We start from the raw sequence: 12331 nt of genomic DNA on the forward strand, positions 1-12331 counted from the left end.
TCAATACTTTTTATTACATTTCAAATGGCATTGGCATTCCATCTCTTAAATGAAGTAAGAAATAGAGCAGACCACACATTGCATATATCAAAGTGAGGTTTTGTACGTAAATCAATGTCAATGCTAATTTGTTTTCCTTGGCATCTGTGCCAAGAATGATACATAAAGCCATATATAATGGAATTAAATATCTAAAAGAAATCTGAATTCTCTGGCTTTCGATAGGTGTAAATCTAGTCATGCATCCAACAAAAATACCTACTAGGCAAATGAATATTCCCAAGCCTAAGAATATGTACTGCCACTTTGTAAGTCTCTTGCCTTTTATGAAAATAATTCCTGCTATCATAATCAAGAGCATCACAATTATGCAGGCCATTGGTACCTGTGCATTCAGATTTGTATGACCAATCTCGCTACCAACTACGTGCTTGATATTGAACCAAAAATCTGACTTAATACCATCCCACGCAAACTTGAAGGTCTCAAGCTTGTGACCCTTGAAATACTCCCAGCTCCATACCTGTCTGGTTGGATCGACCTCTGATACTGATTCATTGCTTGACCAGAAGATAAGGCTGTATACCTTCCAAAAATACTTAACGAATACTTTCTTAAACACTACCGCTGCTCCCGCAATCAGCACTGCCAAAATACCATACTCGTACCACTTTTTGCTAAGAACTACATCGCTCCACCATTTCTTTACCGGAATAGCAAAAATCCAAATTGCAAATATTACATAAACAGTCTTGTTTGGAATAAGGAATACTACACAGATTCCAAGAATTATCAAATCCCATGCATGCAACTTCACCTGTGGCTGTCCATAATACAGACACAACGTGAGCAATGCAAGTGAAAACAGAATACTCATGTTGTCATAAGAATATGAACTACATAAGTGAATTAATGTTGGGAAAAATGCAAAAGTAAAAAACTGATGACGTCCAACTGGAAGGAGTTTTAATGCAATCCATCCCGCTATAATCAGAGAGAGTGAATTCATAAAGCGTCCCATAAATATAACGCCAGCAAATCCAAAGCCAAGCAATCTGGCTATAGTAATTCCAACTGCTGACACTAAATATCTTGATGCCTTTGTTGGGTTAATATGGCACTCCACATTATCCTGCAAATCTTCACCATGCTTAAACCAATTACCATTTGCCAAAATAGCATATTCATAAGGGAAGGTCACATCCACATAAGGCATCATATAATAATCCTCAGCCCTCATGTAGAAGAAGGATTCGTCAGTCCATATCATCTGATGATATTTATCCAGACCAAGATTGTGATCCTTCATTCCCATCATGATATTTGAGCAATGATATGCACTGTAATAATGCTGAACCTCATCAACTCCAGAGATAGGAGGCATGACGAGCTGCATACAAAATGTCCAAGCAATGGACATGATGACGAATAACCTTGGATAATTCCATTTCTTATCAAGCAAAAGCTTTCTCAAAACATAAATCGTAATTGCAATCATCACGATGAAAATAATTCCGAAATAAAAGTTTGTTTTCTTTGTTGCTGCACTGTTAAAGCAATTCCTGAAATAAAAAATCAAGGCGTAAACAATACTAATTGCCCCAGCTAAAACTGCGGCAATTTTCACGGCTTTGTCTCTATTCATATCTGAAAAATACTGTTTTATTCTTTCCATTATTTTCCCTATTTTCCTCTTAGACGACTTTCCATCTTGTTGAGCTCGTCAAGCTGTCCCATATCCATCCACGAATTCTCGTTGATAGGATAAACACCAACCTTTTTTCCATCATTCTTGATGCGATTAATAATGTCTGGGAAGCCAATAAACTCGCCATCTTTGATATAGTCGAATACCTCTGGCTCTACAATGTAAATACCTGTATTTGTAAAGAAGCTAAACTCTGGCTTCTCCTTCATATCTGTAATATTTCCGTGCTCACCAAACTCTACCACGCCGTAAGCAACCTGAAAATTTCTAAGAGAGCACACCATAGTAATTACATTGCCCTCTTTTTTGTGATGCTCATAAATCTTCGAGTAATCATCCTCTATAAGAATGTCACAGTTTGTAAGGATAAATGTCTCATCAAGCTTCCCACGAAGGAGTGAAAGCCCACCACCTGTTCCAAGTGGTGTATCCTCATCTGCATACTCAATCTCATATGGCACACTCGCCTCAGAAAAATATGACTTAATCATGTTTTTCTTGTGGTTAACAATCATAATCATTCTGCTGATGCCGTACTCTGCAAATCCATCGAAAATAAGCTCTGCAATAGGCTTCTCCCCAACAGGAATAAGTGGCTTTGGCAAAATGCGTGTGTAAGGATAAAGGCGTGTACCTTTTCCGCCAGCCATCATAACAACTGGTGTAGTAAGGTTGCTCTGATGTGTTCGCTTTCCGGCGCTCCAGAAAACAGTGTCAATAACAACGCCATTATCATCAACAATAGGAACACCTTCGATATTGTGACGGCTAAGGAATTCCTTGGCACCATCTCTATCATCTTCTTTCATTGTGCGAGGATGATAGTTTGCAATCTTGCTGACTACCTCGTTTAAATCTCCACCTGAAAGAATAAAACGACGCACGTCGCCTTCTGAAAGTGCTGCTATTAGCTTCATGTCTTCATCAACAATGAAGACAGTACGTCTGGCACTCTCATCGAAGGTTTTCATAGCCTGTAAAATTGTATCTGTCTCTTTTATAAATACATTTTCCATATATTTTCTCATATAATACATATTTAAATATATCATAGCCATACATAGACACGCTTTCGCTCTTATTCGCTCATTCCCCTACATAAGATGCTGCTATAGCACCATCTAAGTAGGGATGGCTCATCAAGGTCTATTGTATTGGCTATTCTATATTTAAATATTTACTTTCCAAATAATTAAATATTGTAAATATCTACTTTGTATTTATCTAAGTTATTACGAAGGAACTCAATTGTCTCGGCAAGGCCCTGCTCGAAGGTGTACTGTGGCTTCCAGTCTGTGAGCTGAAGAATCTTCTGGTTAGAACCAAGGAGACGATTAACCTCAGACTTCTCTGGACGAAGTCTATCCTCATCGCAGATAATCTTTGCATTTGGATTAATCTGACGGATAAGCTCTTCAGCAAGCTGTCCGATAGAGATTTCCTTCTGAGTAGCAATGTTGATTTCCTGACCGATAGTCTTGTCGCTTTCATACATAGCGATGAAACCAGCAGCTGTATCCTTTACATAATTGAAATCACGTGTTGGTGTAAGTGAACCAAGCTTGATTTCTTCCTTACCTGCAAGAAGCTGTGTGATGATTGTAGGAATAACAGCACGAGCTGACTGACGTGGACCGAATGTATTAAATGGACGCACAATTGTAACAGGTAAATCGAATGAACGGTAGAATGACTCTGCAAGTCTGTCTGCACCAATCTTTGTAGCAGAGTATGGTGACTGGCCCTGATATGGGTGCTTCTCATCGATAGGTACATACTGAGCTGTTCCATAAACCTCTGATGTAGATGTAACAAGAACACGCTTTGTACCAAGGTCTCTTGCAGCCTGAAGGATGTTAAGAGTTCCCTTGATGTTTGTATCTACATATGCATCTGGGCTGTGATATGAGAATGGAATAGCGATAAGTGCTGCAAGATGGAATACTGCATCGCAGCCCTTCATAGCCTCGCGAACACCGTTAGGGTCACGGACATCACCTGCAAATACCTCTACATGATCCATGATGCTCTTATCAAGAGTATCAAGCCATCCCCAGTTATTAAACGAATTGTAGTAAACAAAAGCCTTTACTTCATAGCCCTTCTTTACCAACTCCTCTACTAAATGTGAACCAATGAATCCATCAGATCCTGTAACTAAAACCTTACTCATTCAAAATTCCTCCAAATTACTTCAGCAGCATCCTACTATCTCATGCTCCCGCAGGGCACCCCTCGTACCTTCGCTAGGCAACTTTCCCCTTCGGGGCGTCCTCCTAGCTCGGCATGATACTTCCCTGCTCGCGCTTGCCTAATCTGTGTAGCTGCTTGATTATTCACCCTTTATTTCCTGAAAATACTCATACATCGATTTTGCTACCAGCGTAATGTTTTCGTCCTTCAAACGATCTTCGCTCATTACGTAGGTATTACCCTCGCGGGCGCAGCTCATATAGACTGCCAAATACTGAATTATTTCCTCACGAGATGGACGCTTGTAGTTTGCAAGTGCGCTCTCGTAATTTCCAAAGACCTCCTCAAGGTGCATAACACCAGGAGCTCCTGTATAAACAATATCTCCACTCATAAATACTGGGTGGCGAAGAAGCATTGCTTCCTGCCCTGCCGTACCTGTAAGTGTAGCAACACATTCACTCTTATCTATAAGCTTCAGCGAATCCTCCCATGGGTCAATAAGAACCACGTTTGGATACTGATTAAACTGCTCATAGAAGCTGTTTGGACGAATTCCAAGGAATGAATAATGCTCCTTAACATAAAGTACAGTATCTGCAGGTAAAGATTTTACCAAATTATCGATGAAATATAGCTGCTTTTCATACTTTTGTGCACATACAATTGTTGTAGCCTCTGGCTGCAGATGAAGTGGGAAGTACACAAACTTCTTTGAATAATCCGCCTTCTTAAAATACTTCTTAGCCTTCTGATATCTGAAATACCACTTAATAGGGTCCATTGTAGCTTCATAAGCCTTGTAATAAATATATGAACCCTTGTCCCTTGTATGTGGATTGAAAAATCTCTGTCTGATGTAGAAAAGTGGCAAAATAAAAAACTTTGCCTTCCATTTTGGCTTTTTCCCCGAGAACTGCATAAATGCTGGCTTAGACTGCTTTTCCTCAAACTTTGTAAGGAAAGCCTCCGCCTCTGCACGCTGCTCCTCTGTTACAGGGATGTCAGCATAGTTCTTAGGCATATTATAAATCTTTTCAAATGGGTCATTTAAAATATAATGATGAGTCAAATCCTTGCCACAAGCTCTCATAAACATAAGAGAATAATAGCCTGTGCCAGTCTTCTTTCCTACCAGATATGCGGCGTAGGTGAGGAAGGTTGCAATAACCTCATCATAGAAGAAATCCACATTATAGGTTGTAAATACATACTCCCAAAAAGCGATAAGACCAGCTGCTGTATGCACACAATAATCATAATCGCGATAAATCAAAAATCTGTCAGTGTATATGTATTTCCACATAGGTGCTGCATCATACTTTTTCTCGTACTCTGCCAGCTTTTCAAGAGTAAACTCATCCCAATGTTCATTCATAAAGGACGACATATCACATACTACAACCTCATCCTTATCGAACTTATCATAGATATATTTTGACTCTTTTTTATCGCAGGTGATAAACACTCCGCGAACCTGATCATCGTGGTTTTCTTTTATTTTTTTATATACGGCAGGTGAAAAATCATTAAATGGATGCCTTGCCATAAAACAAATAGTGTACAATTTATTATCTCCTAATCCATTCGGCTTTTTACCAAATAAAAGCTTTCGGCATATTTATAGTGTGAAGTTGCTCCACGATAGGCAGCCATCCCTCTGATTGCATCTTCATTTCTAGGAAATGGTGGCTCATCAATTTCGCTTTTATAAGTCTTCATAATCTCAATTTTCTTGTCGATGTAATCCGTTACATCAAAGAAAACATTTGGAACAAATCCATTTTCACGGTCTGCCTGATCTGTCTCAGAAATAATCTCCATACATAGCACATTCTTCAGGTATGGAGCCCTGAAGGCCTTTGTGCAGGAATAAATAGCCTCGTAAATCACACGATGATCCGAATGAACATCATGCTTGTAAGGCACAAATAGTACATCAGGCTTTACCTCTTCCAAAACATTCTTAAGAATTGGAATTAGGTCACCCAAATCGTATTTATCAACTCCGGCTGGCTCAAGCTCAAGATTATAAAGTGCCTCAAATCCGTATGCTTTTCTTACAATCTCAATTTCAGCATTTCGCTCGGCGACACGCTCTTCGGTGTAGCCATATTCAGTCTTCATATTTGTTATATTAAGCCAAAAAATATGATGGCCCTGAGCCTTTAACTTTAAAAGTGTTCCACCTGCTCCAAGTGTTTCATCATCTGGATGTGGCGAAATAACAAGTATATTCATTAGAGATAATCTCCTTCTTTTATATCCATTGGATCACCATCAAGAACATGAATGGTGCCATCGTAAGCTTTCACAACATAGTCTGTTGGTGAATTAACCTCTAGAACCTTTCCTGGCTCAAGATTTGTGAATTCATCGGAAATAATGTACTCACACTTCCAAACCTTCACATCTCTTTCTCCAACTGCAATATGCGCACCAGGATAAGGATGACTAAGACCTCGAACCAGATTATAAATTGCCTTGCAGGACATTCTAAAATCAATCTGCCCATCTAGTCTACCGCGCTTGCGCCATGTATTTCCGGCATTTAGATCCTGCGGATGTCTAACCACTGAATCCTCCGCAAACTGCTTTGTAAATTCGAGAACCTGCACCTTCGCAGTCTCAAGAATTTTATCGTAAAGGCTCTGGGCATCATCAGTCTCATCAATAATGATTTCCTTCTGACTGATAATATCACCAGTATCGGCTCCCTCATCCATTACAAAGAATGATGAAGCTGTCTTCTCAAGCCCAAGCACCAGTGCCCAAATAATTGGATGTCTGCCCTTGTTGAAAGGGATGGCCGCTGGGTGGAATCCAATCACACCATACTTCGGAATACTAAGTAATTCCTTGCCTATAAGCCTTGACCAACCAAAGCAGTAGATAACCTCTGGTGCCTTGTCACGAACAAAGCCTACAGTTTCTTCATCATTTATATTTTTCGTACAGATACAATCAATACCATATTTTTCCGCTAGTGGTACCAGCGACCTGAAATCCGCATTAATTGCCGAGCTTTCCATGGTAATGATTCCGTCCACGATATATCCATTTTCAAGCATTGCCTCTAGGAGAGTATAAGAACTCTCCACACAGCCTATAAAAATAGTCGATTTCAATTATATACCTCTTCTACATCACTAACAAATAAACCAAAAGTCCCGGAATTATCAGTCCCATTGCTGGTCCCCAGCTCTTTATAAGCAGCTTTCCAAATGAATATTTAAACCTTCTTGAAAGCTTTACAATCAAAAGCAACGAATATAAAGCATAGGATAATCCTGTTCCAATAGCAACCATATTGATGCTTTTTTCTACAAACACAACAAGGGCGCTTGAAAAAATAATATTGAAAATGCAAAGTGCCACCGAATTGGCTATCAATGATTTATTCAATTTCAAAACACTGAAAATATTACCGTAAATCATTGTAGTGGCATAAATTGCAACGCCAATGACAAGTATCTGCGTAGCTACTGTTCCATCTGTATATGCAGGCATGAAGAACCGTACAAAAATTGGCATTACATAGAATACAAACAGACATGCTGCTCCGGAAATCAAAGCTGTGATGCTGGTGAAATATCCTGCCTTGTCCAATAGTTCCTTCTCATCCTGGTGAGCTCCATACAGATGAGAAATCTTTATATAAAATACCTGGGAAATCGTCTGTGGTACCAATACCATTGTGGTAAAGCCCATAGTTGGAACGGTATAAACTCCCAAGGCATCTGTATCCATAAATGTTAAAATAACATGCTTGTCTACATTTTGAACTATGGTCCAAATCAAACTGTTTATAAGTAGAGGAAGTCCGCCAAGAACCATCAGCTTCATATATGAAAAATCAAATTCAAGCCTTGCCCCCTTCATAGAATCCTTATGAAAAAGGACAATTCCAAGAATTGCTGAAGACATTGTCATAGCATAAAGTCCATAGTAGCCTGCTATGTTGAGGATTAAAATACCTATTCCAAGAGCTAAAACAGTACGTACAAAACCAATTATGGCTGATTTGTTATATTTACCATTCATTCGCACTGTGGCGTTTGACATATCATCGAAGCTTTTCAGTAGAATCATTATTGGGCAAAGGGCATAACCAAACGCATAGTACGTTTTTTCCTGATCAACACCTATTACTCCATGATATCGGAGCAATACCCATGCCTCAAATACTGTGAATATCAATGCGTAAACCATGAGCATAAAAGTCATGGCTGAATTCTTCATCTTTCTAGCTGCATCAAAATCCTTGCGGCCCAAAGCCTGTGGATAGTCCCTGTTGTATGCATTAAGCACACCAAACTGCGCATAGTTCATGTATGTTTGGACAATTAGACAGGTGCTGTATATACCCATTGGATTTGTCGGCACCTTAGATTTTGAATATACACTAAATATGAATGACATCGCCGAGCAAGCCACTGTAGATAATGTAACAAGTATGAAATCCGCATTCTTAAGCTTGTTTAGCAGTGTTGTAAATATCCTCATAAATTTTAACTACTTCTTCCATGTATGTGTCAAAGTTATTTAATTCCTTGGCACGTCTTCTCGCCCCTTCGGACTTCATACGATATATCTCGCTGTTATCCAAGAGTTCATTTATATTTGAAATAAAAGCTTCTCTATCGATTGGCTTTTTGTCATTTCCGCAAATCTTTCCGCAGCCATCATCCACAGTCACATTTAATCCGCCTACTTTGCTGCCAAGCACTGGCTTTCCAAAAGCCATAGCCTCCAGTGCCGCCATTCCAAAGCCTTCGAATTTTGATGGAACCACAAGAATCTTAGTCTGATTCATGTAAATATATGGATTATACTGCATTCCAACCATTTTGATATTGTTGGTCAAATCCAACTTTCCTATAAGTTTCAAGCACTCACTGCCTAAATCACCGCCTCCAACCATTATTGCTTTGATATCTGGGCGATTTTTCTTAATCTCGGCCACTAGCTTGATAAACTCGTAAGGATTCTTATCATCCTTCAGATAGCCGACAAATAATAAGTCTGATTTAAAGCCGTTAAGCTTTTCTTTAGTCATTTCAGTTCCGGCAACGTACCCTTTTTCAAATACGCTGACCGCATTAAATGGTATTCCAAGGACAACTGTTTTGCCCTCCATTTTGTCCTTAAACCATGCTTTTTCCTCGACATTTTTGTCAGGAATGATGATTTTGACAAAATTCTTGCATGCTCCGCCGTAAATGACGGATTTTGGTCCTATTTTTCTGACCCAATTCGGAATCGAGTAAAGATGACTGATAATTGGAATCTCATCAGTAACTTTTGTACACATTAAGCTACAATCATACTCATAGGCATGGATGATATCTGGCTTCACCTGGTCGATAACTTCCTTGATGGCCTTCTCATCAACCTTTTCCATACCGATGTATTCGATGTTCTGCTCCAGTAGTTTCGTTTCCACTGAACCAGTTGCTGTGAGGTAAACACAGCGAATTTCATCCGGCATAGATTTCATAATGTTGATAGCAACATTTTCCATACCAGAATATGTATTAGACTTTGATACATGTAGGACTACCATATGCTCTCCAGTCCGCAATATGTTACGTTCACAAGCCATATGCTCTCTTCTAGCCACTAAATGTTCCTTACAGAGAGATATGAGCTTTTGAACTACATCTTGCTCATCTAAATACTAAACCTTACTGTAAATGTCCTTCATTACCTCGTTTACGCGGGATTTGTCGAAGCCTTTCATTGTTTCAACATTTATAGCTCCCATTTCTGCTCGTCGGCCTGCATTGTCAGCAAGTGCTTTTCTTAAAGCTGTAACAAGAGACGAAGCATCCTTGGAGTCAAAGAAATATCCTCCAACACCTTCCTCAATCAAATCCACATTTCCGCGGATTCGGCTACAGACAACAGGCATTCCAACAGACATTGCCTCCATAAGTGCCACAGGCAAGCCCTCCTGATGAGAAGGAAATACGTAGATATCGCTGGCTGCGAGGATGTTTGCTACATCATTTCTGAATCCTAACATCTCCACGTAATCATTAAGGCCAAGAGCATCAATCATATCTTCTAAATCAGCTCTCATCTTACCACGACCAGCCACAAGATATTTTAGCTTGTACTTCGGCTGAACACGTTCATCACTATCAGGAGATGCAAGTATTCCATTGTCCTTCATCATTTTAAGAGCTTTAAATACCTCTTCATGATTCTTTCTTGGAATAAGCTCACCAACAGATAGTAGCACGATAGTATCTTCGTCTATCTCTAGCTCCTCTCTGATTCGTTCTCTGGCATCGTGGCTAGCTACAAACTTGTGGGTATCTACACCTGCACCTGGAACGTAAGCAACATCCTTGGCTTTCAACCGTTTTCCATTTTCATAATCTTCTTTGTTGATAGTTATCAACAGGTCGGTATACTTGCTACAGAACTTTTCCGCTGTGTAAAAGAATATCCAGTTGAAACGAGACGCTCCCTTAAAAAAGTGAAAACCATGAGCTGCGTAGATAACCCTTGTTCCGTATATCTTTCTTGCCTTACGACAAGCCAGTCGACAGATAACGCCTCCGATAGGTGACTGAGTATGAACTATCTCATATCTGTTGGTTTCTACTACATTCTTAAGCTGGTGATATGCTGTCACCAACTCGGGTAAATTCAAAATCTTTCGGAGACTGGCAGTCTCAAATATCCCACAACCTAAGCCATCCAACTGCTTTCTTCGCTGAAGCAGTGCCTCAGGACTTACCGCACTATCATCATCCTGCCAACAACATGCTACATCTACAACATAGCCAAGACTTTGAAGAATTCTGATATTGTCCATATTAAATTGTGTGACCATATATGCAGTATGGGCATGTATTAAAGCTTTTTTCATAGCAATTCTTCTCCGGCTGTTGCACAGCTATTTATTATGTACATTAGCATTGATGGCGCCTTCTTCGACACCCTCTGTTGCATCCCTTGTAAAAATAACTCTTAGAGTCATAAGTATTAGTTGAATATCAAGAAGTACAGAACACTTCTCACAATATATCATATCCAGCTTAAGCTTGTCATAGCTTGTTGTATTGTACTTTCCGTATACCTGAGCGTAACCTGTAAGACCTGCCTTCACGTGGGTACGGAAAGCAAACTCTGGAACTTCCTTTACATACTCAGCAATAATCTCTGGACGCTCTGGACGTGGACCGACAATTGACATATCGCCTTTGAGAATGTTGAAGAACTGTGGAAGCTCGTCAATTCTTGTCGCTCTGATAAAATGACCAATAGGTGTAATTCTATCATCATTCTGGCTGGCAAGACGCGCCTTACCATCCTTCTCTGCGTCCTGAATCATAGAGCGGAACTTCATGATTTTATAATCTTTTCCGCCGATTGTACAACGTGTCTGTTTATAAAGTGCTGGTCCGCCATCATATGCGTGGATAAGTATAGCTGTCACAATCATAATAGGAGATGTGAGAATGATTCCGATTCCTGAAAACAAAATATCTCCAGCACGTTTGATTGCAGAAGAAATACCATCCATTCCGACATTCTTGCACAGGTAAAGAGGTGTATCAAAAAGATTAACCTCCTCAGACCCCTTAATAAGAATATCCGAAATCTTTGGTGTAAAATAAACTCGCTTATCAGTTGCAAAGCAAGCCTTTACAATATCATTTCGAATTTCTGATGGTACATCGTTGATAAGAACTGCATCGTAATTCTCAAGCTCTTTTGTAATCTTTTCAAGTGGCTCTCTGCAGCTCATCTCTCCAGTAATACGATACTTGTCTGCACGACGATTCATCTTGATAACAAGATCATTTTCATATTGACCAAAAATATTCAGTATTGTGAATGGAGGGAAAATCATTCGGTATACCTTGGTACTTATGAAGGTTACCGCAAGTACCGCAACACAATCCACAACTGTAAGCACAATGATGTAGGCAAGTGTCATCCACATCAATGACTTAATTCTTGTCATCAAAATTACTATGAAGAATTCCATTGCATTAACCAGTCCCATGGCAATGGCCTGTGACATGGTCAGGATAGAAATTCTACCACTTCCAATCGCAAATCCTTTGAATGTATTGATTACAAGAATTGTAAGCACAGCATACAATCCAATCATCAAATAGTTACCAATGCTTAAGAAACGCTGTGTCATCAGCATCTGCAATCGCATATACCACATAACGCCAAATAGCGCGGCCAGTACAGCGACTAAAACCACGCTACTAAAAAAGCGAAATATTTTTTTATTAGTTTCTACGTTATTTGTATTTTTCTTATCCATAGTTTCTGTTCAAGTGTTACGCTAACAAGCAATCCACTCTCCTACGGTCACTACATGTGAGCCTCTGGAGAGGAATTAGCTTGTTATCTACACTTGTTCTTTACTTAATATAAATTATCGGTTTTCAGTCA

Annotated in this window: 10 protein-coding genes; all 10 read right to left on the reverse strand. The window is 39.5% G+C overall.

Features of this window, described 5'->3' with window-relative positions:
• Positions 1–13 precede the first annotated feature (13 nt).
• The 10 genes from FXF36_RS03400 to FXF36_RS03445 all read right to left on the reverse strand — a co-directional run bounded on the left by FXF36_RS03400 (position 14) and on the right by FXF36_RS03445 (position 12200).
• Entirely contained in the window at positions 14–1675 is a 1662-nt protein-coding gene (locus tag FXF36_RS03400) for a DUF2142 domain-containing protein (RefSeq protein WP_151622478.1), read from the reverse strand.
• A gap of 8 nt (positions 1676–1683) precedes the next feature.
• Positions 1684–2724, reverse strand: coding sequence for a sugar phosphate nucleotidyltransferase (locus tag FXF36_RS03405; RefSeq protein ID WP_151622479.1), 1041 nt, complete (start codon positions 2722–2724; stop codon positions 1684–1686).
• 176 nt (positions 2725–2900) lie between these two features.
• Entirely contained in the window at positions 2901–3881 is a 981-nt protein-coding gene (locus FXF36_RS03410; protein ID WP_151622480.1) for an NAD-dependent 4,6-dehydratase LegB, read from the reverse strand.
• A 159-nt stretch (positions 3882–4040) separates the two neighbouring features.
• Entirely contained in the window at positions 4041–5468 is a 1428-nt protein-coding gene (locus FXF36_RS03415) for a capsular polysaccharide export protein, LipB/KpsS family (RefSeq protein ID WP_151622481.1), read from the reverse strand.
• 11 nt (positions 5469–5479) lie between these two features.
• Positions 5480–6142 carry a PIG-L deacetylase family protein gene (locus FXF36_RS03420; RefSeq protein ID WP_151622482.1) on the reverse strand — a complete coding sequence of 221 codons (663 nt, stop codon included), beginning with the start codon at positions 6140–6142 and terminating at the stop codon, positions 5480–5482.
• On the reverse strand, positions 6142–7029 hold the full coding sequence (locus FXF36_RS03425; protein ID WP_202880056.1) for a formyltransferase family protein: 888 nt from the start codon (positions 7027–7029) through the stop codon (positions 6142–6144). Before FXF36_RS03425 ends, FXF36_RS03420 begins: the two co-directional genes overlap by 1 nt.
• 13 nt (positions 7030–7042) lie before the next feature.
• Positions 7043–8233, reverse strand: coding sequence for an oligosaccharide flippase family protein (locus tag FXF36_RS03430; protein WP_167511277.1), 1191 nt, complete (start codon positions 8231–8233; stop codon positions 7043–7045).
• Between the two features lie 139 nt (positions 8234–8372).
• Entirely contained in the window at positions 8373–9467 is a 1095-nt protein-coding gene (locus FXF36_RS03435; RefSeq protein ID WP_167511278.1) for a glycosyltransferase family 4 protein, read from the reverse strand.
• 114 nt (positions 9468–9581) lie between these two features.
• Positions 9582–10784: a glycosyltransferase gene (locus tag FXF36_RS03440; RefSeq protein WP_151622485.1), complete on the reverse strand. Its 1203-nt coding sequence runs from the start codon at positions 10782–10784 to the stop codon at positions 9582–9584.
• Positions 10785–10811: 27 nt separating this feature from the next.
• Entirely contained in the window at positions 10812–12200 is a 1389-nt protein-coding gene (locus tag FXF36_RS03445; RefSeq protein ID WP_151622486.1) for an exopolysaccharide biosynthesis polyprenyl glycosylphosphotransferase, read from the reverse strand.
• Positions 12201–12331 lie beyond the last annotated feature (131 nt).

Origin of the sequence: Pseudobutyrivibrio xylanivorans (assembly GCF_008935055.1) — a bacterium.
Taxonomy (GTDB): Bacteria; Bacillota; Clostridia; order Lachnospirales; family Lachnospiraceae; genus Pseudobutyrivibrio; species Pseudobutyrivibrio xylanivorans_A.